Origin of the sequence: Gracilibacillus phocaeensis (genome assembly GCF_900626275.1) — a bacterium.
GTDB lineage: Bacteria > Bacillota > Bacilli > Bacillales > Amphibacillaceae > Gracilibacillus > Gracilibacillus timonensis.
Genome location: NZ_LR131144.1, coordinates 351,006 through 377,423, shown reverse-complemented (window position 1 = coordinate 377,423; position 26,418 = coordinate 351,006). Strand labels below are relative to the sequence as shown.

Here is a 26,418-nt window from a genome sequence, read left to right as displayed (position 1 = left end):
CTTTCCTGATAGCTTGCTCGACTTATTGCACCTTCGCTGTGCGCAACCTATTCAGACAGGCGGCAATCTCAAATCGTCTCGGTCGTGCCAAATCACCTGGGTGTTGCTGTGGAAAAGGACTAAACGCAGCCAGTCCTTCCTTGTTCATCGTTTCTTCAATTTCATTTAATAAAGCAGGTAATGACCGTTTTTGTCTTAAGATTTGTTTTGCCTCTAAATACCGTAATATTTCTGCTATCGCCCTTGTTTGTGAACTGTCAACGATTTGTTCTACATTTTGTAGCTGCACGGTGGTTGTACCAAGCAAAATAGTCGATTGATCCTTTGCTTGTACTTTCTTTTTTCTCCCTTTATACAAATGGAAACTATCTGCTAAAAAGACGCGCTCTCCTATTTCGGTTAGCGGAGAGTCACTGATAGGCTGACGCGAAATCGGATAATTGGCGACAATCTCTTGTGCTTTATTGGTTACATTCACCATGCGGTATTGGTCCATCATCCAGACCTCGTCTGCCACATCGAAATAGTCACCCGATCCGCCCATTACCAAGACTGTTGATACCTGTAATTGATCACGCAACTGCTTAATACGGTCAATAAATGGCGTGATCGGCTCTTTCTCTTGATGTACTAGCTCCTGCATGCGCGCGTCACGGATCATGAAATTGGTTGCACTTGTATCCTCATCGATAAGTAAGGCATGGGCACCTGCTTCTACTGCCTCGATGACATTGGTTGCCTGCGAGGTACTGCCACTTGCGTTTTCTGTCGTAAATCGCACCGTATCTTGGCCATGGGGCAGATCATTAATAAATGGAGATATATTTACCGAAGTAACCTGACGTCCATCCTCTGCCCGGATTTTAACAGCGGCCGGATCAGTTAGGACATACTCACGTCCATCTCCATGAATATGATGATACACACCTCTTTCCAGTGCCTGCAGTAACGTACTTTTCCCATGATAGCCTCCCCCGACAATCACATTTATCCCTTTTTTCATGACCATTCCTGTTAGAGGCTGCTCACGATGGGGGAGGTCAATCGTTACTTGGTTTTCTGTCGGGCTTTGAAAGGGAACGGCTTGCTTCATCGGCCGATTACTAATACCGCTTTCCCTTGGCAAGATGGCTCCGTCCGCAATAAAAGCAAGCCAATCATTCGCTTCCATTTTCTCGCGGATTGCCACATGCTGATCGGCAAGTTCTGCACTTCGTTCTAATTCCTGATCGGTTATCGTAAATATCGACTGTTTCAAAAGTGCTGGAATAATCGTAAAGATCAGTTTTTCTGCTTCTTTACCGTTAATGCGCCGTCCATTTGCAGGCAGTCCGATCGATAAACAAATAACTAGCTCCTCTTGGCGTATCTGAACCGCTGTTCGTTCCAAAATTTCCTGACCTGGTTGATCAATCTGAACGAGGCCACTCTTACCAGATCCTCTTGCTTGGCTAGACTGCTGCTGGATAGCCTTGGCAACCGATCGTGCTATGCGATCTGCTACGTAAATATTTTGTTGTTTGTTATTGCGCCATGTTTTCTTGATCGGACGTTGCGCTTCCCCAATACGAATTCTGATTTTAGAGGGAGCAGCAAATGGGTCTCCCTGAATATAGTCCATAAACAGCTCGTACCGTTCAAATGAATAGCTGCCTTGTAATTGTTTATATGCCTTATAGCTTTTTCCGTCCATATTGCGTAAGAGTTGTTGTAGTTTTCTCATAATAATATAAAACTCCTCTTTTCAGTATCGTCATTTCATAGGATACAAGCTAATAGAGGTTGACGCAAGCGTTATAGTCGAGGAAGCAGTGGAGATATTGTACTTTTTTAAGCTGAGGGAATATATTAAAAAACACAGAAAAAAACGTAATGCTTTATTAAAAACAAAACACTACGTTCACACCTATGTATGGAGCGGGTGAAGGGAATCGAACCCTCGACATCAGCTTGGAAGGCTGGGGTTTTACCACTAAACTACACCCGCATATGTAATATGTAAGAGGTTCCTTATCAAACCCACGTCCATTATTATAACAAGCAGCCCCCTTCCTTGCAATAGATATTGTCAAAAAAGTTTAAAATTTTAGATATTGGGTATTTTAATGCTAACAAAGGAAAGAGGTGAATGCATTGATTTGGACAATTATTGGAATTTTGATATTAATTTGGCTACTCGGCTTTGTCTTTAAAATTGCAGGTGGGTTCATTCACATCTTATTAATTATTGCCTTAATTGTATTCATTGTCAAAATGATTCGCCGTTGAGTCAGTTAAAGCACATGTTTAGATAAACAATAATAGACTAAGAGCCATTACGCCCATCCCCAGCATCAAACCATAGATAGAGGTATGTGTTTGATCATATTTTTTGGCGGCAGGTAATAATTCATCCAATGATATAAACACCATAATGCCTGCCACAGCCGCAAAAATAATACCGAAGATCATGTCATTAAGAAAAGGCATTAAAAAGAGAAAGGCAACAATAGCACCAACAGGCTCCGATAACCCAGATAAAAAGGACAAACGAAAGGCCTTCTTTTTATCACCGGTTGAAAAATAAATGGGAACCGATACAGCAATGCCTTCTGGAATATTATGGATCGCTATAGCCGTTGCAATGGGAATTCCTAATACTGGATCCTGTAAGGCAGCGGTAAAGGTAGCGATCCCCTCCGGAAAATTATGAATGGCGATCGCCAAAGCAGTAAACGTACCCATTTTCAATAATTCTCCATCTCCGTTAGGGTTTTTTTGCATCTCTTCTACTTTCTTCAATTCGTGTGGATTACCTTGTTTGGGAATGAATTTATCAATAAGAGCAATAACGACCATGCCGGCAAAAAAACTTACTACTGTCACCCATTGACCTGTAGTAGATCCTAGTTCGCCAACAAGCGAATCCTGGGCCTTCACAAATATTTCAATCATCGATACATAAATCATAACCCCTGCTGAAAAGCCAAGCGCCCAAGATAAAAATTTGGTATTGGTATTAGAGGTGAAAAAGGCTAGTAAACTGCCAACCCCTGTTGCAAGGCCTGCCATTAATGTTAAACTAAATGCAAATAATAGACTTCCGTCGAGTACCACTTGTTTGCTCACCTCATCTAGTCACTGTTACATTCTGTTCTCTATAGTATGTTGCTTAGCGCCAAAAGTTTACCCTAGGCAAAATTTTACCCTTTAGAGCATGAAACGTCAATATATTGATGAATAAATAAAGGCAGCTACTTTTCGAATAATTCAACTTTGTACAGGCAAATACGAGGAGAATATTTCAGAGCGCTTCCAAATACATACTACATAGAGGAGATAGTACGGCTCCTTCTCCTCATCCATCTTATCAGTATTCCGATTAATTCGAGCTCAAAATGGATCCAAATCCTATTGTACCTGGGAATCTGTGCTTTCTTAACTTATAAGAAAAACCGGGCACTCAAAGTAATTAATGAACTGCCGATAAGATAGATGATGTAAAGTAGCCCACTTTCCTTAGTGATGAGTTTGATCGTTTTATCTGTGAGAAGCAAGCGCTCCGGGAATATGCTGCGCTTTCCGCGGGGCCGGCTTCAGCTAACTTGCAAAAGAAGAGCACTTTTACAAGTGGATCTTCAGCTCGTCCTGGTCCCACAGGAGTCTCCGCATATTCCCTCCGCTAGGTAGAGGTACAACAATGGTTATCTATCACTGCAAGGATGAAGAATTCTTGATACATAGACAGTATGGTTACAAAAGGAAAAAAACGTCAACTAATTCTTCGGCTGCGTAATGGATCACGGTACAAATATAAAAGTCAAAACGTAGGATCAAACCGTTCTCAGAAAAAGGTTATGCGGTTTTCTTATTGGCGGAAATATAGTGTCTGGAACGCTTCATCCTCGCAGCCATTCGATTGTAGTCCTGCTACCCAGCGGAGAAAATAGGTGGAGACTCCTGCGAGAAAAGCGCAGTGTGAAGACCCCGCAGGAAGCGAACTTTGCTGACGAGGAGGCTGAGCCAAGCTCGCGGAAAGCGGAACCTATTTCCGGAGCGCTGGCTAGCACAGACAAACAATCAACTTTACTACATGGAATAATGGAACTAGATACTTTACATAATCTATCTTATCGGTACCACCATTCATTCAAGGTCAGAATCATCCCAAGTCCTATTATACCAAAGATTATATGCTCTCTTACCAAAAAGGTCTGGAGTCAAAAGTGACTTCAGACCTTATTCTTTGCGGTACGAGTACCAATCTGCTATTGCGTTACTATTTTCGACATTCATTTCCTTTACAACCACATGCCTGCCTGATATTTTGTTCAAGACCGCCATATCAATAGTAGCCAAGGCTTGTTTACGGTGCAGAATATGCTGTTTTCGTTGAAATGCTTGAATTCTTCTTTGCTGAATAAGAACCGTGTCCTTACCTATAGTTCGGTTTTGCACCATTATCTGCCTATTATCTATGTGATATCCACAAGTACGATGTATAGCGACACCCAATAAGCAAGCTAAAACGAAAAATATCGCCGGAATCCAAATGAATTTCAAAAAGAAAATACCTACCACTACCGTTGCAATTAATGGGATAATCGCCGATCTAAACAAATAATAAGGTAATGCTTTTTTCGGAAGTCGCGTCATTTTTTCATCCGAATAGTGATATTCTGGCAGTAAAGCGGCTAAGAACTCCGTAATCTGACTTTTTCTAATTAAAGGAAAAATAACGGTATACATCTCTTGATTTTGCGTTGCTTCCCCACTTGCAATCTCTACATAGACCGTCACAAACCCTAGTGGCTGATGAATGATAGACTCCTTGAAGCCAACTGCCTGGATTCTGTTCAACGGAATAGTTGACTGTTTCTTCTCCAATAACCCTCTTGTAATAAATAATTCTTTGTCATAACGAGTAATTGTAAAGTTCCAATATTTAAGCACGGTCTGTAGAATACTTAACAACCAGAGCACAAAAATCGTTATCACCGCGAAAATAATCATTAACTGCATCCCTAAGGAGATCACCCAGTTAGCGGCATCATTGTAGACATGATCAGGAATCAGGCTTTCTACTTGAGAAAAGGCAAGACCAAAAATACCAAGAACAATCCCAAACCCAGCAGAAGTTGAGCCTGCAACTAACAATGTTTTTAAGGTTATCTTCTGCTGTGGATAGTCTTTGACGGGTTGTTCTTTCTCCACTTCTTCTTGGCTAGCCTGGTCCGCCTCGTCCTCTGACCCTTCTGCTTCTTGTTTTTTATATTTTAGTTGATCATGGACTCTTTTACCATCCTCCATCGAAACAGCAGATAAGGCTGCATCTGTGGATGGATCATTCCCAGCAGTCTCTATTTGCACCTTGGTCAGGCCAAAGATGCGATGAATGATATTTTGTGTTAAATCAATCGACTGGATACGATGCTTCGATATCGTCCGATTCTTACGGATCAATATCCCTTTTTCAATCAGCAGCTGGTCATCTTCGACCCGATACGTGAACCGCATCCAAGATAAGACACTGAATAAGATACCTAGGGCTAGCAATACGACGGCGCCAATAACTAGATATATTAGGGCACCATTACTAATAATCACAATAGCCAATGGTAATAAACCAAGGACGGACTGCTTAATCGCTTGGATAATATTAAATATGACGGCTGCTGGATGTAATCGTTTTGGCTCAGACATCATCTTGTTCCACCCTTGCTAATTCGGAGATTTGATCTCGTAAATCAGAGGCCTCCGATTCTAGTAAAGCAGGTATTTGATGCGTGGTTGCCGCCGTCGATATTTCTAGTGTAGCTAATTTGTATTTCTTTAAAATCGGTCCCTGCTGTGTGTCCACATGCTGTACGCGGATCATTGGCACGATCGTCCTCGTCACGATTAATATACCATGTTGTATGTAGATTTCTTGATCATAAATCTGATAGCGCCATCTCCGCCATCTTAGTCTAGGAATGACCTGCGCCGTCAAGACCCATTCCAATAAAGATACCCCTGCAACGGCAAAACCAATCCATAGCGGCAGATCATCTATAAAATATACTAAGACAAAGTACGCAATCGTAATTAATAGTGCGATCACTGCAAATAAATGCGCTGTAAGCTGCCAGGCCTTGATGGCATCTCTGGCGATTCTCACGTTCGGTTGTTCTCTCATCTCTTTTCACTCCTTCTCCATTTTTATACGTTGTTGTTTACCAAAAGGTTTCACTATCATGTCCATTTACATTATGGCAGATACAAGCCATAATTAACAACAAGAAAATGGCGAGGAATAGAATTCTTATACATGGACCGATTTTAATCATTTGGCTATGTTTGACACTATGCTTATTCCTGAAAAGTGATTTATTTAAAATATAAAAGTTTGTCTATTGGCTTAAAAGAGCAATGCCTGTTCCAAGGCCCACAAGAATTTGTTCTTAAGGACTGGAAGGCGCATTTTCTATACCGGTCCATCAGAGTGAGCTCGCGGACTGGAGAGCGCGATTCTCGTTTCTCAATCCATAAGAATCCATACGCTATAGTATTTTTTGTTAGACTGTCGCAACATTTTTTTACAAAAATAGTGTCTATTCCTCATGAATAAGACACTATTGATTCGCTATTCTGTGTATCATGACGGCATTATAGGCACCGCCAAAACCATTATCAATATTGACAACACTGATGCCGGCTGCACACGAATTGAGCATCGTTAATAAAGCAGACAACCCTTGAAAATTGGCCCCATAACCAACGCTGGTCGGCACAGCGATAACTGGATGTGCTACCAAGCCGCCTACCACGCTGGGTAAGGCACCTTCCATACCTGCAACGACTATGGAGACCGTAGCTTGCTGGATCTCTTCTATATGGGCAAATAAACGATGTATTCCCGCTACTCCCACATCATAAAAGCGCCTTACCTCAGCTCCAAATGCCTCTGCAGTCCTGGCCGCCTCTTCCGCGACTGGCAAATCGGATGTTCCAGCACAAACGATCGCTATATATCCTTGCGTGACTGGCAAGCTATTGTCATTTCGCATGATTAGGGTCCTGCTCACTTGGTCATAATCAAACAAAGGTAATGATTCATTTACTTGTTGTGCCTTTTTTTCTTCCACTCTGGTAATCAAGATATTTTCCTGTTTAGCCACCATTGCCCGGGAAATATTAATTAATTGACTAGCCGTTTTCCCTTCACCAAAGATAACTTCCGGAAATCCTTGACGTTTTTTTCGGTGATGATCAAGCTTGGCAAACCCAAGATCCTCAAAGTTCTCTAGTCGTTGTTCTGCCTCTTCTGGCGTTATCGTTCCATTTGCTACTTGTTGTAAAATGTCTCCGAGCATCGTCTCACCCTCGTCCTTATATTAAAAAAATGGCTCAATTGCCTTGGCTAGTGCGCGGTACTTATAGGCAATCGCTTGATAGGCCCGATGATTGTCCAGGTTAGGCTCAATCGTTTGTTTGGCCGGTATATTTTCTTTAATTTGTTCAAAAGATTCCACCTTGCCAACTCCAACAAGCGCCGTCCAGCTAGCTCCCCATGCGGCACCGTGATGCGTATCCGCCACTTGTACAGGCTGACCAAAAACATCAGCAAAGATTTGCACCCACAATGGTGATTTGGATAGGCCGCCATTAATCGATATGGCTGTTGGACGCCCCACAACCTCTTCCACTGATTGCGAGATCTGGTATAGATTGAATACAATTCCTTCCAAAACCGCTCGGACAAGTTGAGGGCGTTTATGTATCATATTCAAACCATAGAAATTCCCGCGTGCCTGTTGATTCCATACCGGTGCACGTTCGCCATTAATATAAGGCAGGAATAAAAGCCCATCAGCGCCAGGTTCCACCGTTTCTGCACCAGCTAAAAATTCCTCATGACTACCCTTAAACTCCAATATATCTTTTAGCCATTGTAAAGCAATTCCACCATTATTTGTTGCCCCGCCGATAATGGAGCTATCTTTAGTGAAAGCATAGCTGAACGTTTCACCGTTTTCGTTGACGTGTTGTCCATTAATCAATTGTCGTATCGCACCACTGGTTCCAACGGTTACGGCTGCTTCACCTGGCTGAATAGCTCCATCCCCCAAGTTGGCTAACTGCCCATCGGCCGCACCTATCACAAGCGGGATACCTTCCGGCCATTCAATATCTGCCGTTACTTCTTGCTTGAGCGGTTCTATCACCGTTGTCGGCTCTACAATAGCAGCCAATTGTGTTTTCTCCACACCAGCTAATGTAAGGACTTGTTCATCCCACTCTAACGTTTTTATATTCATCAGACCTGTTGCTGAGGCCATCGAGTAGTCAATTACACGTTGGTTCGTCCATTGAAATAAAAGGTATTCCTTCATCGACATAAAATAAGCAGCCTGATGATAGGCTGGGTAACTCTGTTCCTTCATCCACATCAGCTTTAACAAAGGAGACATCGGATGGATCGGGGTACCTGTTTTCCGATACAACTCTTTTTTTAAGTTAGCGTCCATTGATTGCACCAGATCACTGCTTCGGCCATCTGACCAAATCAGCATATCAGAGAGGGGATTTCCCGATGGATCCACACAGATTAAGGAATGCATGGCGCATGATATCCCCACGGATACCACGTTGAATGATGTGGTATCCCGAAAAACTTGTCGTAAGACATCCCTCGTAGACGCCTCAATCTGCTGAGGGTTCTGCTCAACAAAATGAGACGCCGGGTAGTAGGTATCAATTAATTGCTCTGCCTCCGCCTTTACTTTTCCTTGTAAATCAAAGGCAACGGCCTTCACACTTGTTGTACCAATATCTAAACCAATAACTAGCTCTTCCATACAATCCTCCTTCTTCCCCATCACACAACAACTGGAATCCCCTTAAAAGAGGATGTTCCAGTTGTTTCGCCATTAGTTATACACCGTGAGAATGGCCTCTTGTTTTTTATGGGACAATTCCTTATTCATACTGCCGCTTTTATATCCTGCTAAATCCATTGTAACAAATTGATAACCATATTCCTGCAGTTTTTCTGTTATTCTAGTATAATTCTTCACGATCTTATCCATGTCTTGAGGCTCTACTTCAATTCTCGCAATATTTTCATGTGTACGCACCCTGACTTGTCTAACCCCAACAGTCTTTAAAAAGGCTTCCGATTTTTCCACCTTCGTTAATTTTTCCTTGGTAATGGTTTCACCGTAAGCAATTCTAGAGGATAGACAAGCAAACGATGGTTTATCCCATGTCGGTAAATCCATTTGCTTCGATAGTTCGCGAATCTCTTCTTTATATAAATCTGCCTCTTGGAGCGGACCTCGAACTCCTTGTTCTTTGGCCGCCCGCATACCTGGGCGATATTCGCTCATATCATCGGCAATGACACCATACACAATATTGGCAAATCCTCGTTCCTTCATAATGGGGACCAAATGATCGAATAAACTGTTCTTGCAAAAATAACAACGGTTTTTATCATTTTCGGTATAACCCGGGATGGCTAATTCACTTGTCTCAATCACTTGATGATTAGCACCTATTCTTTCCGCTAATGATTGAGCTTCTATCCGTTCGCTAGTAGGATATGTCTCAGAATCAGCAGTCACTGCTAAGACCTGTTCCTTGCCAAGTGTATCGACCGCCACTTTTAGTAAAAAGGTGCTGTCTACCCCGCCTGAGAAGGCTACGACCACTTTTTTCATGTCTTGGAGAATAGCAACCAAGGATTGATACTTTTGCTCTAGCATATGATCTCTCCTTTATCCTCTAAATTGTCATGCTGCCAAATCCGCCATCTACTCGTAATAATTCGCCCGTCACATAACCACTTGCCTTATCGGAGGCAAGGTATACCGCAGCCCCTTGTAATTCTTCTGGATTGCCGAAGCGATTCAACGGGGTATGACCCATAATCGACTGAATACGTTCTTCACTTAAGATTTTGCGATTTTGTTCCGCTGGGAAAAAGCCTGGGATAATCGCGTTTACTCTAATGTTATGCGGAGCAAATTCCCTCGCCAGATATTGTGTCACATTGTTTATCGCGGCCTTGGAGGCCGAATAAGTAAAAACTTTTGATAAAGGGGTGGTCGACGAAACCGATGAAATATTAATAATACTTCCCTGACGCCCTTGGTCGATCATTTTTTTAGCAAAGGCTTGAGTGGCAAAAACAACCCCTTTTAGATTCACACCCATAATCTGATCCCATTCTTCGGTTTCTAGTTCGAGATACGGTGTCGTGCTGTTTGTTCCAGGTGCATTTAATAAAATGTCCCAACCACCTGACCATGTCTCAATCTCATCGATGACTTGGTCAATCGTTGTTAAATCGCTGACATCGGCTTGAAAGGCCTTCGCGTCTCCCCCACTTTGTGCGATTTCTGTCGCCACTTCTTCGGCTGTCTTGATATTGCGGCCGACGATGGCCACTTTGGCACCATGATCTGCTAGACCTTTCGCCATGGAGCTGCCCAAGGTACTGTTTCCTCCTAATATTACTGCTACTTTCCCTGATAAATCAAATAATGAATGCATATGATCACCCTCCAAAAATGTATTTCGTCTGATTAATTTATGAAATTTCCTTTTTCATCAAATTCCCATGTGTAGAAATCCGTTTGCTTCTCTATGCCTTGGTGCTGTTCTACATCATCTAACATGGTCTCTGATACTTCAATTTCCCCGATTTCCAAGGTGTTCTTAATACGAACGACTCTTGCTTTTTCAAAATGTAAGATATTACATGTCTTAATAGCTGCCTGTACTGCCGTTTTATCGTTTGGCATGGCAGTTGAAATATGTGTAGGACCTACTACAGTAGAAGTTAAACCATTGGCATAAGTCGCTTCACGATCCATCTTATCTACCAAACGTTGCGTCGTAAAATCGGCAGTTCCTACCCCATTGGCATTGCCTTCGGTTTCTTCGGTTAAATCAAGCACCACCATCTTCGTTACATCAGGTCCGCCATAAGCATATGGAGTGGGATATCTTCCAGTAATATTTGGGTCCATCCCATCACCACTAATGTTTTTACCGATTTCATCAATAATCAATACATCGATTTTGTCAAACATGATTTGTGGCAATGATTGTTTCGCTTGTTCTTGCAGCACAGGTTCTTTGTCTTCAATCTCCTCTGGCAAGAGAACATCCAGAACCGCTACCTTATCAAAAGCGTTCTCCACCGTAGCAACAGCAAACAGGATGGGCATTTTATCCAGAATGATCTTTCCCATTGCTGGGACATGCTCCGCCATATGCTTAAAACCTAATTGATGACAAGCTTCTGCTCCTTTTTGCTTTCCTAACCCGATACTAATCATTTTCATAATGCCGCTTTCAAATGGACCCCGGAAAGCCGTATGTGGTTTCACACGATTAATTACAACGATACCATCTGCCTCAGATGCTAATTTATCCACATAGATCGGTAAGCCATTTTCCAATTCATCAATCTTTACTACTTCCATAGAAGAACGGATCTCCGCACCAACTACCTCTTCTCTGATACCGAGATGTTCCAAAACCGCCTTTTGTCCTGGACCGGTTGCTCCTCCGTGACTTCCCATACACGGTACGATGAATGGCTTCGCACCTTGATCTTTAAGGAAATCAATCGTAAGCTTTGTCATTTCCACCAGTTTATCCAACCCTCTGCTGCCTACCGCTACCGCAATTTCCATTCCTGGTTGCACTTGATTTTCTATCTTTTTTACATATAAACGATTGGATAATGCGGTTGTAAAATCATCTATTTGCTGATTATCAAAATACTGTTTTACCTTTGCCACTTGTGGAATAGGGATATCCCCAACTAACTCCTGTAAAATACCCATGAACTGTCACCTCTCTTAAAATATGATTTGTGCAATATATACCGTTGCCGTCACTGTTATCATACTAACAATCGTAGAATAAAGCACTGTTTGTGCCGCCAAATCGGGATGACTGTTGTACTCCTCTGCAATCACGGCACTGTTTACAGATGTTGGCATAGCAGAGGCAATCAATAGGGCTTGTGCTAATATTCCATCTAGCCGAAAGACATAAGCAATAATCACGAAGGCAAGTAACGGTCCCCCGATAAGACGCAAACCAATACTGACGTAAACACTGGTCAAGACCTTCTTAAACTTTAATCGAGCCACTTGTGCTCCTAATGTGATCAAGGCAAGCGCTACCATTGCGTCAGCAATATAACTTGCTGACGTCCAGATGGAAGCTGGAATCGGGATATTACCAATATTAAGTAATACGCCGGCAAGCATTGCGTATAAAACTGGCATACGAAAATAACCTAAAATCGCCTTCCATTTGCCATCCTGAGCTGCCCTTAACGAGAAAATACCATAGGAAAATAGAAAAATATTCTGTAAGGTTAAAACAATCACTTGAATAGACATGGCATAAGGATCTCCGCGAAAAACCAGGTCATTAACTGGCACACCATAGTTACCTGAATTAAAAAAAATCGCACTGTTGGTAAAAGTTGTTTTTCTGCCTCCGCTAATATGTAAAAGCTTTGCTAATAACAAGGCAGCTAGATAAAGCAATAGCACCAATAATACAAAAAAAGCAAACACATAAAAGAATAGCTTGCCATCAAACGATGTTTCATACAATCGGACAAAGATAAAACCTGGCACCAAAAAATAAATATTTAGTTTGGCCAAGGTAGCTAAATCTAATTGAAATTTCATGTGTAAAACAAAGCCAATAGCTAATAATATAAAAACAGGCAAGATAACATCTTTAAAAATAAAGAAAAACTCTGTCAAGTAGTTAGCCACCTCCGTTTAACAACGTTGTTATTATAGTTTATCACATTTTGCCAGCAAATGAAATAAGGTTCAACTGGAATAAAAAGAAATTGCTGATTTTTTTATGGAGATTGTATTTAATCTTTATAAATTCTACCGATATAATACTTACTAGTACATGAACAAATTAATCTTTTTTTCCCAGATACAGGTGTGCTGACTTGCACACATCCACAGGACATTAGCGGAAACTCGATACATCATTTGAACATCCTTTACTAGTACCTAAAATAAAGAGGTGACACAACATGCCGAAAGACACTTTTTTTAATTTACCTGATGAAAAAAAACGCAAGCTAGTTCAGGCATTGCATAAAGAATTTTCACAACATCCGCTCATTAATGCGTCCATTGCTCGAATAATAGCGACTGCCGAAATACCTCGTGGAAGTTTTTATCAATATTTTTCTGATTTATCCGATGCCTATTTTTATATGTTCGACCAGCAAATCACCGAAGTAGCTGATCAATTAATGAAAATATTAAGAGAAGAACGAGGCGATATCTTTCAATCAAGCCAGTATTTGTTTTCCTGGCTGCTGAAAGAGCGAGAACATTTCTCCCTTTTAACACAAGCTCTGTTAAATCTAAACGGTCACATACATCAGGCGATCACGTCGGTGTTTACTATTGATACGGAAGTCATTTTTCATTTGCAGCTAGAAGTGGCACCAGCACCTTTTGAAAATAAAACCTACTTCTCGCACTTACTTCGGGTGATTTCTGCGACGATGATTCATAATTTTATTGAGGCCCATACGCAAATTCTTCCATTAGAGGCTGCTGTTTATAATTTTTCACAAGATTTACAATTGCTCAATAATGGTCATCATACCGTAGCTTTATAATAAAGTGCAACTTCATTCCGGTTAGTTAAACCAAGCGGCCCGTTACTGGCTGTTGATCTCCCATGCATCCTTTTTTGAAGTGGGAATCTGACAACCAGAGTTGTTTATCTCATGAAACCTGCCATTCCTTCATATATTTAATTATGAATAAAGAAGTGGAGGTTATTGGTTATGGAGATTACCGTACGTCATCATGATACGTTTTCGTATTACAGTCAATTATTTGACTTGCCCTTACCACTAATCGCTGCCTCTAATCCTACTCTATCCGATGATTCACTAGCTACCGGACAAGTACTGCACATCCCTGGTTACACAACAGTCCCTTATACCATTCAAGCTGGCGATACTTGCTGGACCCTTTCCCAACAGCGCCAACTCCCGCTTGATCAAATATTACTGCTTAACCAAACGACGATATCCCAGCCCTTACAACAAGGAGAATTGATTTTACTGCCCGTTAGAGTAAGACACATGCTCATTACGGATACAGATCAATACTCCTTTGTAAAATTTCGACGGGATATAGACCGTTTATTGACCGTTTATCCTTTTTTGCAAAAAAAAATTATTGGTCATAGTGTGTTAGACAAGGAAATGATCGAACTGCAGATTGGTTGGGGATCTCAGAAAAAACATATCAATGGTTCTTTTCATGCCAATGAATGGATTACTACTTCTATTATCATGCAGTTCATCAACCAATACCTGCTTGCATTAACCAACCGACTACCACTTAAAGGTCTCGACTTATTACCTTATTTTGTACAAAATACGCTTTCACTTGTTCCTATGGTCAATCCGGACGGCGTAGACCTAGTATTATTTGGAGCACAGGCGGCTGAGGACAAACAGAACGATGTATTGTCCATCAACCAAGGAAACCATGATTTCACCAATTGGAAAGCTAATATCCATGGCGTTGACCTTAACAATCAATTCGCTGCATTATGGGAAGTGGATGCCTCCAGAAAACCAACAGCACCGAGCTTTAGGGATTTCCCAGGCTACCAGCCATTAACTGAACCAGAAGCAATCGCTATGTCTGCTTTGGCACAACATCATTCTTTTGATATTATGAACGCTCTACATACACAAGGTCAGGAATTTTATTGGGGGTATCAAGGCTTAGAACCAGCCGCCGCACACCGCATTGCCAGTGAATATCAACGCGTAAGCGGCTATAAGTCTGTTCAATATGTCGACAGCTTTGCTGGTTATAAGGATTGGTTTATTCAAGAATTTCAAAAACCCGGTTTCACGATTGAATTAGGATTAGGAATGAATCCCCTGCCGATTCGCCAATCTGAACAAATCTATCAAGATATGCTGGGAATTTTTCTAGCGACGTTGTATCTGTAAGAAGACTTGCTTGATCGAGAAAACTATGCGTCATCATGGCAAGAAGTTTACTCCTTTGTCCATACAAATGACGGACATTATCTTGAGATTTGCACTCCTTTTGGTCGTCATTTTCCAAATGACAACCATTTTTTCGCGATGTTTACTCATTTTAGTCGTCATCAGATCTGCTATTTCAAAATCACAGCCTTGCCAACACCGATTGTAATGAAGTCCAACGAACACACAAAAGTGGCACGGCCAATCTGTGTTGGTGTGCCACTTTCTTTTTTATTCTATTTCACCCGTCACTTCACCATCAATCGTTGCAGAAGCTTCGACATCTTCATTAGCAAACTGCAGGTTACCATCAATTGTCGCTGACTCATCAAGCGTAAAACCATTGGCTTCTACAATCACATCACCAGCTAGTGTTCCGCCTTGGAAATTTAAGTTTTCGCTCTGAACGGTCAAACTCGGTACGGTGATCGTATAAGAATCGGTAATGTTGTGATCCTCATCTTGGGTATAAGGCGCAATTTTTCGATAAATATCATTTGCCTCATCACCTTTGTCATGGAATTCACCAGCGACTACGACATCTTCGTCCACTGTAATATCTTCCAAAGTGGCAATGATCCATGTGCCATCTTCACCTACTGCATCTACAAAAGCCTCTGATTCGTTGACAATAGATGCCGTTGTAACTGCATCCTCTTCCCCATTTCCATTTGCTGCAGTATCCTCGGTTTGATCTTCCCCATTTGAGCCACATGCAGCTAATAAACCTACTAATAAAATAGATGTTGCGAATAACTTGATTCTCATTCGAATTACCTCCCAATAAATTTCATTATGTGATTTCTTTCACAATAATTATATCATGTGATCAAACGTTGTGAACGGTAGTTTTGTGAATAGTTTGTGAAATATTGAATAAGAGGAAACCCATCGAATGATGTCGCTCGTTTTTTGTGCTCTTATGCGTGCGGCATTTCTAGCAGAAAGCTCCCTCTTAAAGAAGAATAAACGTCATAAACTGACACTTCCAGCTAGACTACCGCACGTTAAATCACGTTAAGCTGAAGATGGTGCACGACAATGCCCCGGCCAACCACTGCAGAACGCTTGGTTATCACACTCACCCTCCCGTTCGCAGCAGAATCAGAATGAACGTTAATAATACCATGACAAGAAGCGTGATTGTGTCGATTCCATGCCAGCTCAAACGACGGAAAGAAGATCTAGGCTTGTTGGATTGATAACCCCTAACCTCCATAGCATTCGCCATATCCTCTGCTCGTTGTAACGAACTTTCAAATAACGGCACAAAAATCGGTACAATTTTCTTCATTTGCTGTGGAAGGGAACCTTCACCAAACTCTGTACCTCGGGCACGCTGGGCATCCATTACCTTCTGCGTCTCATCTAACACAATGGGGATAAAGCGTAAGGATATCGAGAGCATAAGCGATATCTCGTTAACTGGCAACTTCAACCTGCCTAAAGGCTGGAGTAAATAGTTAATCGCATCCGTTAAATCAATGGGCTTCGTCGTTAATGTAATCACTGTGGATATAAAAATGATCATGGTAAACCGACTGAAAATATAAACACTATTTATTAAACCAAAGGATGAAATGGTGATAGGTCCCCAATCCAAATAAATTTCACCACCTGCCGTAAATAACAATTGTAACATGACGGTAAAAAGAATCAGCCAGATTAAAGGTCGGACTCCACGCAGATAGACGCGAAAAGAAACACCGGATAAACGCATCATCGAAAATGTAAACAGCCAAAGTATCGTATATGTCTGCCAATTATTCGCTATAAATAAAATAGCAATAAAAGAGATACCCGCGATCAGCTTGGCACGTGGATCGTTCCGGTGCAACAGTGAGTTTCCAGGAAAATAGCGTCCTAAGATTAACTTATTCATGCTAATCCCGCCTCTATCAATGCATCGGTTAGCTCATCTAAGGTAAGACAAGTTCGCGATAATTTTATATCCGACGCTTGTTCTATCTTCAACTGCAGACGACGTGCCTTGGGTAGTTCCAACTCCCATTCTCTTAACTGCACTGCATCCGTAAATAACTCAGCTGGGGTCCCATGATAGACAACCCCTCCCGCTTCCATCACTATGACTTGATCCGCATATAAAGCAACATCATCCATATCATGGGTTACAAATAAGGTGGTTAAGCCTCGCTCCGTATGCCAGTTATGAATAAGCTTCATCATTTCTCTTTTTCCCTTTGGATCCAGCCCTGCACCTGGTTCATCCAGCACCAGTATAACAGGGTCCATCGCTAATATCCCGGCAATGGCTACATAACGTTTCTGGCCACCCGATAAGGAAAAAGGAGACTTTTGTAGAACGGAAGCATCTAATTGTAATCGTTGAATAATTTCTTGGGCATTACGACGGGCCTCTGCTTCCGTTGAACCGAAATTCATCGGGGCAAACATGATATCCTTCTCTACTGTTTCAGCAAACAGTTGTGATTCGGGAAATTGAAAAACCATCCCCACCTTACGTCGCACGGCTTTGAGTAATTTTTTATTATTTTCAGGGGTCAATTCCAAATCACCTATGCCTACTCGACCATGAATCGGCAACAATAAACCATTGGTCGATTTAAGCAGACTAGACTTTCCTGATCCAGTCTGACCTACCACCGCTGTAAAGGCCCCCTCTTTTACCGTTGCCGTGACAGACTTTAAAATCTCTGGACTGCGAATCGGACCGACTTGATAATCTGCGGTTACCTGCTCCCATGTTACTTGCATAACCATCGCACCATTTCATCTTCTGTCATATAGCTAACCGGTATTGTGCTACCTCGTTCTTTTAACTTTCTTCTCAGTTGTTCAATAAAAGGGACTTCTAGCTGTGCCCCTGATTGAAACACTTGGGCAGGTTCACCCGTCTCAACCACTTTCCCTTGTTGGAGTACTAGCATGCGATCTGCAGCTTCAGCTTCATCCATATCATGGGTAATCGAAATAATTGCAAGCTGATGGTGTTCCTTTAATTCATGTAGGATAGCCATGACCTCTTGTTTACTGGCTGGATCTAGCATGACCATCGCCTCATCTAAGACAAGGACCGACGGGTGTAAGGCAAGTAATCCAGCGATGGCAACCCGCTGTTTTTGCCCGCCTGATAAATGGGAAGGATCATAATTGGCGTAAGGTGTCATCCCAACCCTTTCTAGTGCGTGATCGACCCTTTGCTTCATCTCCTCATAAGGCATATTGAGATTCTCTAAAGCAAAGGCCACATCGTCTTTGACGGTCGTACCGATAAATTGGTTTTCCGGATTTTGAAACACCAAACCAATTTGATGACGAAGTTCCCATTTTGTCACTTCTGTTAATTCGGTTCCGTTAATATAAATATGACCTTGAGCCGGCGTTAACAAACCGACTAGCAGTCTGGCAATCGTTGACTTTCCTGAACCATTATGGCCTACAATAGCTAGCCATTCTCCTGGATCCATCGTAAATGAGACATCTTCAATTGTTTGTTTCTCTTGACGCAAATCATAGCGAAAGGTCAAATTCTCCACCTTTACACAAGACATGACCATCACACTCCCCTCCCCTTCTCTATCAAACTATCATGATAAGAATACCGCTGCAAGCAAGGTAATCGTCATCATCCCATTCACCAGCATCATATTCTTTAAGGACAATGGGAATGTTTCCAATTTGCTTTGTCTTTGCTTAAATAACTTGATACTTTTCATAATAGGCCACAAAACAAGAAATACCAGCAGGACATAAGCAGGTAAAACCTGTATCAATACCGCACCTAAAATAGCGAGAAATGCCAAAAAATAAAGCAAATGGAATAATCTTAAGGCGTTTTTTCTGCCAATATAATAAGGTAGTGTAAAACGCTGGTTGGCAACATCCTCTTCTAAGTCACAAATATTGTTGGCCAGCATAATGTTAGCAATCGTCAACACGGCTGGTAATGATATGAGAAAAATCTCCAACATCAATAAGACATCTAGTTCAAACGTAATCATACGGCCGCTCCAGCCTAAATGGGCAATCCCTTGATCGAATGCATTGACGTAAATAATGAGAAAGGTAATACCAAACCCCATGGTAACACCTGAAAACACTTCGCCAAGCGGCATACGAGACAGCGGAATCGGCCCAAACGTATAAAAAATACCAATCGCAAAACATAACATGCCGATGATTAATACAAACAAGTCGGTACGAAATACCAGCCAAACTCCTAGTAAAGAAGCAATAGCCAGCATCGTGATAATCGTTGCTACTACTACTTTTTCCGGGATTTTCTCTTGTCCAATCACATTAGATTGTTCTCGGTAGTCATCGCTTACTGCTTTTTTATAATCCATGTAATTATTAATCGCCGTTGTCGTCAAATCAAACAACAACATCGCACAAAAGAAAATGATGGTATTGACTGGTTGAATAACCTCATAACGATATATCACAAATAACAGACCAATCAAAAATGGAAATAAACTCGCTAATTTCGTACGAATCTCTACTAATTTCAAAAATGTAGTACCCCTCATCCTAATCTCCCCCCTATTATTCCAGGCTAAACGCCTCATTCGTTAACTCAAATTGATCAACTAGCCCTTCTGTTGTGTATACTTCCTTATCCTTCGTAATGAATATTGCCTCTACACCCTCAAACTCCTCGATAAATTCCATTCCTGCTTGGAGACCTTTTGAGAACAAAATCGTAGACAAGGCATCACCGTCGATCGAATCATCACTAATAATTGAAACACTGGCTAATTCACCATCAAATGGATAACCTGTTTTAGGATCTAATAAGTGGTGATACCTTTGCCCATCCACTTCCAAATAGCGTTCATAAATCCCTGAAGTAACAATAGATTGATTGACCGTCATCAGCTTACCAACCGTTTCTCCCCTATCCATAAAAGGATTTTGAATACCTACTGTCCACTGTCCACCTGATGGCTGATCACCCAACACGTATATATTTCCTCCCAAATCAATAATAGCCGTTGTCACACCCTGCTCTTCCAGAAGCTGTACAATCTCATCAGCAATATAACCTTTAGCAATCGCCCCTAAGTCTAACAGCATATTCGCTTCTTGAAGCAGAACCGATTGATCGGCTTGATCTAATGCCACTTGTTCGTAATGAACGAGTGGCAATACCTGATCAATCTCTTCTTCTGTTGGTTTTCTTGCATTATCCATACCAATATTCCAAAGACCGGTAATTGGACCGATCGTAATATCAAAGGAACCGTCAGCTAACTCACTATAATTCTTCCCTGCCTCAATCACACTATATACATCGTCTGATACTGGAACAGGCTGCTTCCCAGCTTGCTGATTTATTTCATTGACCTCACTGCCATCTTCATTCATCGTGATTTTATCTTCCAATTCTCTTACTCGATCAAAGGTTTTGTCTAGTACCGCTTCTTTCTCTTCGTCATAAATTTTGACCGTTACCACAGTACCCAATAAAAACTCGGTTTCTTCATAAGGTTTGTCGGTTAAGCTGCGCTGATCGTCTGCTTGACTAGTACCATTAGAACATCCTGCCATAATCAACATACTAATGATGCCTAAAATCCACGTTTGTCTCCACATGTTTATCCACCCCTTCTTATTCGTTTGACTAATCCATTGCATTCCCCATCAAACTAGTTATTCTTTTCACAATGTTTTAGTTATATTTATTGTTAATTATTTCACAAACTTTATATTTTAATTGTACAACGTTTTTGTCTGTATGTCTATAAAAATATTGCATATATTGTTATATACCAATGTTTTTTCTGTGATCCTGTTTTCTATAACATGATTCTATTTTTGTTTAATTTGTGAAATCTTTATCATTTTTATAGACAAATGAGCAAAGTGTGTTACAATGTAATTGATCACAATTTCACAAAGTAAAGTGATCAAGGATATTTATTAAGTAAAGGAGTGGAGAGATAATGACCAAGAAGAATATTGTTATCATTGGGGCAGGTTATGCTGGTGTTCATGCCGCTAAGAAATTAGCGAAAAAGTACAAAAAAAATGATGAAGTCACCATCACGCTAATTGATCGTCATTCCTATCATACGATGATGACAGAATTACACGAGGTAGCTGCACATCGTGTGGAGCCTTCTGCTATTCAATTTGACTTACGGCGGTTATTTAATCGTACAAAAGTGAATCTTGTCACAGACAATGTCACAAAGGTGGATCATGATAGTAAAACCATCCATACTGAACATGGGGAATATGCATTTGACTATCTTATTTTAGGAATGGGTGGAGAGGCCAATGATTTCGGCACACCTGGTGTAAAAGAGCATGGTTTCACCCTTTGGTCTTGGGAGGATGCTGTTCGCGTTCGTCATCACTTAGAAGATGTGGTGAAACGAGCTGCGTTAGAGCGTGACCCTGAGAAGCGACAAGCCATGTTAACTTTTACCGTTTGCGGATCTGGTTTTACTGGCATTGAAATGATTGGGGAATTAATCGAATGGAAATACCGACTGGCCAAAGAAAATAAACTAGACGAAGAGGATATTCAATTGTATGTAGTAGAAGCAATGTCTACTATTCTGAATATGTTGGACCGCAAAAGTGCCGACAAAGCGGAAGCCTATTTAAATAAAAAAGGCGTCAAACTGTTGAAAAATTCACCAATTGTCGAAGTAAAAGAGGACAGTGTGGTATTTGAATCTGGAGAGACCCTGCCTACCCACACCTTAATATGGACAGCAGGTGTCAAAGCAAACTCGGATACAGAGGAATATGGTATTCCAAGCGCTAGAGCAGGTCGCTTAAAAGTAAATGAGTATATGGAAGCGGAAGATTTGGAAGATGTCTATGTCATAGGGGACTTGGCTTACTTTGAAGAAGAAGAGGGAAAACCAACCCCGCAAATTGTCGAAGCAGCAGAGCAAACAGGTGTAACTGCAGCTAAATCAATTATTGCCGAGATCGATAACGGCCAAAAAGAGGCTTATGACGGTAAATATCACGGCACAATGGTTTCCATAGGGGCAAGATACGGTGTCGCTAATTTAATGGGACTACGTCTCAGTGGCTGGTTTGCCAACTTTATGAAACACATGGTTAACCTATACTATTTCTTTGGTATTCGAAGCGGCTATTATATGTTCCATTATATTATGCATGAGTTTTTTCACACAAAAGATAAGCGAAATATCTTCCGCGGGCTATCCACTCGATACGGTAATGTCTTATGGAGTTTACCGTTACGCTTGTTCGTTGGTGGCTTTTGGTTAGTGGAAGCTGGTTCGAAAATCTGGGGAGCGGCGACTTGGGAAGAAGCGACATCCAGTTTCAAAAATATACCTCAATTATTCCAAGGTTTAGGTGAAGGTTCTTGGTTGACTGGTAATACCGTGAGGATGCCGTTTGAATGGCTACAAACACCAAACAGCGGTGCCTCTGAGGCTGCTAGTGGCGCAAGTGAAGCGGCTGAAGGAGCTGTAGAATGGGCTACTCCTATCCTAAGCGAAATGCCTGGTATCTTTGAATGGTTTATGAAACTTGTCTTACCAACACCTGAGATGGCCGTATTTATGCAAAAAGTTGTTGTATTCATTGAATTATTTATGGGACTTGCGATTGTTTTCGGTCTCTTTACTTGGTTAGCGAACGTAGCGAGTGTTGGATTCCTGACCATGTTTACCCTGTCTGCTATGCTAGGTTGGGATAAAGTTTGGGCACTTCCTGCCTCCATTGCCTTGCTTAATGGTTCCGGACGTTCCATTGGTTTAGATTATTGGGTTGTACCTTGGTTACAGAAAAAAGCTGGTGACATCTGGTACGGTAAGGAACGAGCGATTTATAAAGATGATCAATAGACTGACATCAGTGGGGGTTCTCCCCCATTGATCATAACTGATCATTTTGTGTCCATTATCTTCCGTTATTTATACAAAATGGATGTTGACACCTAGAAAGTATGTATTCCAATAGAAGGGGAGGATCGATCATGACAAATAACCAGCGCCTTGTGTATATTGCATTACTAGCTGCTCAAGCGGTGATTATCGGCTTGCTGGAACGCGCGATTCCTTCCCCCTTTGTGATTGCTCCTGGTGCAAAGCTTGGTTTAGCCAACATTATTACCTGTATGGCGTTATACACCCTGCACACCAAAGATGTTGCCAAAGTCGTAACGATACGCATTACCCTGGCTGCTTTACTGGGAGGAACGATTTCTTCCTTTATGTACAGCGCATTAGGAGCCTTGTTCAGTTTTATAGGTATGTGGGGAGTGAAAAAGCTTGGTCCATCACGTGTTAGTCTTATTGGCGTCAGTGTAACAGGCGCTATCTTGCACAACATCGGGCAATTAACTATCGCCAGCTGGATTGCCCAAACATGGACCGTACTGCTCTACTTACCTGTTTTATCATTTATCGGTATTCTGACAGGGGTTGCGGTAGGTATCGTAGCCAATTATCTATTAAATCATGTGGAGAAGCTCCACTATTATCGTAGTTTGCAAGAATGGGAGTATAAAAAACGTTATTCTTTTTAACATTTAACAGGGGTGATAATGATGACTATCCAAGTTCATCCAATGTGGGAATCATATCCGCAATTAAAAACGGATTTGCGCGCTGTCCAACAGATTATCGCAGCCCACATGCACATTCATGATAAACAAATTGAGGCGATTATCCGTGGATTACTTTCTTCTGGAGGGAAATTGCTGCGTCCGGCTTATACCCTCTTATGTGCTCAGATAGGGGGGACCACATCGGAGGAAAAAGAAAGAGCGGTTGCTGTAGCGGCAGCACTGGAGACATTGCACATGGCAACGCTCGTTCATGATGATGTGATTGATGAAGCAGACGCCCGCCACGGATCACCAACGATTCACACGCACCAAGGAAATCAATTTGCTGTTTATTCCGGTGATTATTTATTTTGTGTATGCTTTACGATTTTGTCTAAATATGCCAAATCACTATCTCATCTAGAATTCAATGCTCGTAGTATGGAGAAAATTTTGACTGGTGAATTAGATCAACTCCATTCCCGTTATCAACAGGTGACAAGTGTCAAAGATTATCTGAATCGTATATCTGGTAAAACGGCACAGTTGTTTGCAGTCAGCTGTTATTCTGGGGCCATTACCGGCCAGACTTCACGCAGACAAGCGATGATTGCCTGGAATATGGGGCATTATATTGGAATGGCCTTTCAAATCATCGACGATATACTAGATTTCACTGGGGATCGCAAGACCATGGGAAAACCCCAGTTAGCGGACATTCGCCAAGGTGTCTATACCCTTCCGCTTCTTTATGCCATGCGGGAAAAACCTGAATTATTAACTCCTTATTTAGACAAAAAAGAGGAGCTAACCGATGAAGAATTAATGGAAATAATGGCCATCGTAGAAGAAACAAAAGGGATTGAGTATGCACAGCAATTAGCAAAGAAATATACCATCAAGGCTTTAAAGGCGTTAAAAAAACTACCCGACGGCGAGTATAAACAAACCTTATTTGAATTAACCAGCAAGCTGTTGTATCGCAGTCTTTAAGAACATATGGAAACTTCATCGTAGTCTTTAACAGATTTGAAAAAAGGTACTTGTATGCAAATCAGATCATTTTCTTTCTGAATGATCTGATTGCTGGACCTGCTATTGATATGTTTATGGTACATGATTACCGTAGCCTCTCTTCTATTTCCACTCCCACAAGAAATAGCATTTGTCAGCGAAAATCATAGCTATCTTTTAATACATCCAACTCCACTTTCTGTGGATCACCACTCAGATTTTTTAACAAAATAGACTGATCACTTAACCATACTACCTCAAAATCATTGCCACTCGGTCCAATCCAAAAAATATTTTTCATAAAGTCATTCTCCTTATACAATGCTCCAATGTACGTATACTCGAAATAAGCTGTAGGGCCTGGGTAATAATATACCTTAATCGCATATTCCCCATTTTCTGACTCAGATACCACCTGATGATTGGATACATCCATATTTTCGAACCCAAAAGGTCCCCAAACCATTGGTCTAATCCAAAGAACGAAAATACTTAAAATTAGAAAAAATAAGAAGAGGACGAGATATTTATGCTTTTTGATTAATGTCATACAATACCTCATTTACATGTTAATCATACGTTTTTATCGATCATTTTAACATGTTTGGTACCTCCATAACACTAAAATTCATGAAACGAACGAATACGTGTCATTTTAAAGATAGCTATTTCTATACGAAGAAGCTTCCTTTCATTGCAAAAGGAAGCTTCTTAACTAAGTGAGTCTTCGTGCTTCAATAATGCTTTCAACTAGGCATTTTTTTCGTATGCCTATCACTTTTGAATAACTGTTTTATGGTAACTTATTGCCCGCTACGCGATAGAGCTCATACCATTCTTCACGGCTTAAAGTGACCTCGGTTGCCTTGGCAATATTCGTTAATCGTTCTTGGTTCATCGTGCCTACGATTGGCTGCATATTGGCAGGATGGCGTAAGATCCAAGCAATGGCGATCGCCGATTTGGTCACTTGGTGCCTATCTGCAAACTCCTGTAACTTTTCATTTAATTGCGGGAACTTTTCGTGATCGATAAATACTCCCTCGAAGAAGCCATGCTGGAATGGTGACCATGGCTGAATAGTCATATCATGCAAACGACTGTAATCTAAAATACCGCCGTCACGCACAATGGCCGGATCATGCTCCATATTGACATTTAAGCCAGCATCGATCATCGGAGTAAACATCATGCTTAATTGTAACTGATTCGCAATCAAATCCTGTTTGACATTCTTTTTTAATAATTCGATCTGTGACGGGTTATGATTACTCACTCCAAAATGACGTACTTTACCACTTTGCTTTAATTCATCAAAGGCCGCTGCCACTTCTTCGGGCTCAACTAAGGTATCCGGTCTATGTAATAACAGAATATCGATATAATCGGTTTTTAGACGTTTTAGACTTCCCTCTACAGAAGATAGAATATGTTCTTTGGAGAAATCAAAAAAACCGTCTCGAATACCGCATTTTGTTTGAATAACCATTTGCTCACGAACCGACGGAGACATCTGAATCGCCTCTGCGAAGATTTCCTCGGACCGACCTTTACCATAGATATCGGCATGGTCAAACATATCAATATTCAAATCCAAGGCATTTTGAATCACACGATTAGCCTCTTGAACGGATAATTGATCCATGCGCATGCAGCCTAATGAAATCTCACTAACTTGTAAACCACTCTTTCCAAGTTCTAATTTTTTCATGCTTTCACTCCTCTATTCTTTATAAAGCTAGTTTAGCATATAAAAAGGGTGTAAGCGATTATATTGCACGTTCGACCATTATTCCTTCACAAAACCCTGCCATATTTTCAT

Annotated in this window: 24 protein-coding genes and 1 tRNA gene; 6 read left to right on the top strand and 19 right to left on the bottom strand. The window is 41.3% G+C overall.

Annotated features, from left to right (window positions below; genetic code table 11):
• Nucleotides 1-22: 22 nt before the first annotated feature.
• Nucleotides 23-1,723, bottom strand: a complete 1,701-nt coding sequence (locus tag E0E32_RS09515; protein ID WP_130859674.1) for an ABC-ATPase domain-containing protein — start codon at nucleotides 1,721-1,723, stop codon at nucleotides 23-25.
• Between the two features lie 190 nt (nucleotides 1,724-1,913).
• Nucleotides 1,914-1,987 (bottom strand) — tRNA-Gly (locus E0E32_RS09510).
• Nucleotides 1,988-2,133: 146 nt separating this feature from the next.
• Between E0E32_RS09510 and E0E32_RS09505 the strand changes: the two genes are divergently transcribed.
• The gene (locus E0E32_RS09505) at nucleotides 2,134-2,268 is read left to right on the top strand and encodes a lmo0937 family membrane protein (RefSeq protein WP_130859673.1); all 135 of its coding nucleotides are present in this window, start codon (nucleotides 2,134-2,136) and stop codon (nucleotides 2,266-2,268) included.
• 18 nt (nucleotides 2,269-2,286) lie between these two features.
• Here the strand turns inward: E0E32_RS09505 and zupT are convergent, their stop codons facing one another.
• The 9 genes from zupT to E0E32_RS09460 form a co-directional block, all read right to left on the bottom strand.
• Complete coding sequence (gene zupT, locus E0E32_RS09500; RefSeq protein ID WP_078060093.1) at nucleotides 2,287-3,096, bottom strand: zinc transporter ZupT; 810 nt, start codon at nucleotides 3,094-3,096, stop codon at nucleotides 2,287-2,289.
• Nucleotides 3,097-4,218: 1,122 nt separating this feature from the next.
• Nucleotides 4,219-5,682: a PH domain-containing protein gene (locus tag E0E32_RS09495; protein WP_066192025.1), complete on the bottom strand. Its 1,464-nt coding sequence runs from the start codon at nucleotides 5,680-5,682 to the stop codon at nucleotides 4,219-4,221.
• The gene (locus E0E32_RS09490) at nucleotides 5,675-6,157 is read right to left on the bottom strand and encodes a PH domain-containing protein (RefSeq protein ID WP_066192023.1); all 483 of its coding nucleotides are present in this window, start codon (nucleotides 6,155-6,157) and stop codon (nucleotides 5,675-5,677) included. Before E0E32_RS09490 ends, E0E32_RS09495 begins: the two co-directional genes overlap by 8 nt.
• Before the next feature lie 436 nt (nucleotides 6,158-6,593).
• On the bottom strand, nucleotides 6,594-7,334 hold the full coding sequence (gene larB / locus E0E32_RS09485) for a nickel pincer cofactor biosynthesis protein LarB (protein ID WP_066192021.1): 741 nt from the start codon (nucleotides 7,332-7,334) through the stop codon (nucleotides 6,594-6,596).
• Between the two features lie 21 nt (nucleotides 7,335-7,355).
• Nucleotides 7,356-8,819, bottom strand: a complete 1,464-nt coding sequence (locus tag E0E32_RS09480) for a gluconokinase (protein WP_066192019.1) — start codon at nucleotides 8,817-8,819, stop codon at nucleotides 7,356-7,358.
• Between the two features lie 72 nt (nucleotides 8,820-8,891).
• Nucleotides 8,892-9,728 (bottom strand): ATP-dependent sacrificial sulfur transferase LarE, encoded by an 837-nt coding sequence (gene larE, locus E0E32_RS09475; RefSeq protein ID WP_130859672.1) that lies wholly within the window; start codon nucleotides 9,726-9,728, stop codon nucleotides 8,892-8,894.
• Between the two features lie 19 nt (nucleotides 9,729-9,747).
• On the bottom strand, nucleotides 9,748-10,518 hold the full coding sequence (locus E0E32_RS09470) for a glucose 1-dehydrogenase (protein ID WP_066192015.1): 771 nt from the start codon (nucleotides 10,516-10,518) through the stop codon (nucleotides 9,748-9,750).
• 32 nt (nucleotides 10,519-10,550) lie between these two features.
• Entirely contained in the window at nucleotides 10,551-11,822 is a 1,272-nt protein-coding gene (locus tag E0E32_RS09465; protein WP_130859671.1) for a nickel pincer cofactor-dependent isomerase, group 22, read from the bottom strand.
• A 15-nt stretch (nucleotides 11,823-11,837) separates the two neighbouring features.
• Nucleotides 11,838-12,764, bottom strand: coding sequence for an AEC family transporter (locus E0E32_RS09460; RefSeq protein ID WP_066192010.1), 927 nt, complete (start codon nucleotides 12,762-12,764; stop codon nucleotides 11,838-11,840).
• A gap of 290 nt (nucleotides 12,765-13,054) precedes the next feature.
• Here E0E32_RS09460 and E0E32_RS09455 point away from each other — a divergent pair, with 290 nt between their 5' ends.
• Both E0E32_RS09455 and E0E32_RS09450 read left to right on the top strand, forming a co-directional pair.
• The gene (locus E0E32_RS09455; protein ID WP_130859670.1) at nucleotides 13,055-13,654 is read left to right on the top strand and encodes a TetR/AcrR family transcriptional regulator; all 600 of its coding nucleotides are present in this window, start codon (nucleotides 13,055-13,057) and stop codon (nucleotides 13,652-13,654) included.
• Nucleotides 13,655-13,825: 171 nt separating this feature from the next.
• Complete coding sequence (locus tag E0E32_RS09450; RefSeq protein ID WP_066192004.1) at nucleotides 13,826-15,016, top strand: M14 family metallopeptidase; 1,191 nt, start codon at nucleotides 13,826-13,828, stop codon at nucleotides 15,014-15,016.
• A 270-nt stretch (nucleotides 15,017-15,286) separates the two neighbouring features.
• On the opposite strand, the gene E0E32_RS09445 is transcribed toward E0E32_RS09450, so the two are convergent.
• The 6 genes from E0E32_RS09445 to E0E32_RS09420 all read right to left on the bottom strand — a co-directional run bounded on the left by E0E32_RS09445 (nucleotide 15,287) and on the right by E0E32_RS09420 (nucleotide 20,638).
• Entirely contained in the window at nucleotides 15,287-15,823 is a 537-nt protein-coding gene (locus tag E0E32_RS09445) for a hypothetical protein (protein ID WP_066192002.1), read from the bottom strand.
• Nucleotides 15,824-16,136: 313 nt separating this feature from the next.
• Complete coding sequence (locus E0E32_RS09440; RefSeq protein WP_066192000.1) at nucleotides 16,137-16,937, bottom strand: energy-coupling factor transporter transmembrane component T family protein; 801 nt, start codon at nucleotides 16,935-16,937, stop codon at nucleotides 16,137-16,139.
• Nucleotides 16,934-17,791 (bottom strand): energy-coupling factor transporter ATPase, encoded by an 858-nt coding sequence (locus tag E0E32_RS09435; protein ID WP_066196347.1) that lies wholly within the window; start codon nucleotides 17,789-17,791, stop codon nucleotides 16,934-16,936. The genes E0E32_RS09440 and E0E32_RS09435 overlap by 4 nt, the downstream gene beginning before the upstream one ends.
• Nucleotides 17,782-18,588 carry an energy-coupling factor transporter ATPase gene (locus E0E32_RS09430; RefSeq protein WP_130860176.1) on the bottom strand — a complete coding sequence of 269 codons (807 nt, stop codon included), beginning with the start codon at nucleotides 18,586-18,588 and terminating at the stop codon, nucleotides 17,782-17,784. The genes E0E32_RS09435 and E0E32_RS09430 overlap by 10 nt, the downstream gene beginning before the upstream one ends.
• 36 nt (nucleotides 18,589-18,624) lie before the next feature.
• On the bottom strand, nucleotides 18,625-19,566 hold the full coding sequence (menA, locus tag E0E32_RS09425; RefSeq protein ID WP_130859669.1) for a 1,4-dihydroxy-2-naphthoate polyprenyltransferase: 942 nt from the start codon (nucleotides 19,564-19,566) through the stop codon (nucleotides 18,625-18,627).
• 16 nt (nucleotides 19,567-19,582) lie between these two features.
• Nucleotides 19,583-20,638 (bottom strand): FAD:protein FMN transferase, encoded by a 1,056-nt coding sequence (locus tag E0E32_RS09420; RefSeq protein ID WP_392388609.1) that lies wholly within the window; start codon nucleotides 20,636-20,638, stop codon nucleotides 19,583-19,585.
• Nucleotides 20,639-20,982: 344 nt separating this feature from the next.
• Between E0E32_RS09420 and E0E32_RS09415 the strand changes: the two genes are divergently transcribed.
• From E0E32_RS09415 to E0E32_RS09405, 3 genes are all read left to right on the top strand, one after another.
• Nucleotides 20,983-22,878 carry an FAD-dependent oxidoreductase gene (locus E0E32_RS09415; protein WP_130859668.1) on the top strand — a complete coding sequence of 632 codons (1,896 nt, stop codon included), beginning with the start codon at nucleotides 20,983-20,985 and terminating at the stop codon, nucleotides 22,876-22,878.
• 131 nt (nucleotides 22,879-23,009) lie between these two features.
• Nucleotides 23,010-23,561 carry a Gx transporter family protein gene (locus tag E0E32_RS09410; RefSeq protein WP_066191990.1) on the top strand — a complete coding sequence of 184 codons (552 nt, stop codon included), beginning with the start codon at nucleotides 23,010-23,012 and terminating at the stop codon, nucleotides 23,559-23,561.
• A 27-nt stretch (nucleotides 23,562-23,588) separates the two neighbouring features.
• Nucleotides 23,589-24,575, top strand: coding sequence for a polyprenyl synthetase family protein (locus E0E32_RS09405; protein ID WP_066196344.1), 987 nt, complete (start codon nucleotides 23,589-23,591; stop codon nucleotides 24,573-24,575).
• Nucleotides 24,576-24,750: 175 nt separating this feature from the next.
• On the opposite strand, the gene E0E32_RS09400 is transcribed toward E0E32_RS09405, so the two are convergent.
• Together E0E32_RS09400 and E0E32_RS09395 are read right to left on the bottom strand one after the other, a co-directional pair.
• Entirely contained in the window at nucleotides 24,751-25,146 is a 396-nt protein-coding gene (locus E0E32_RS09400) for a DUF5412 family protein (protein ID WP_066191988.1), read from the bottom strand.
• Nucleotides 25,147-25,389: 243 nt separating this feature from the next.
• Entirely contained in the window at nucleotides 25,390-26,307 is a 918-nt protein-coding gene (locus E0E32_RS09395) for an aldo/keto reductase (RefSeq protein WP_066191986.1), read from the bottom strand.
• Nucleotides 26,308-26,418: the final 111 nt, after the last annotated feature.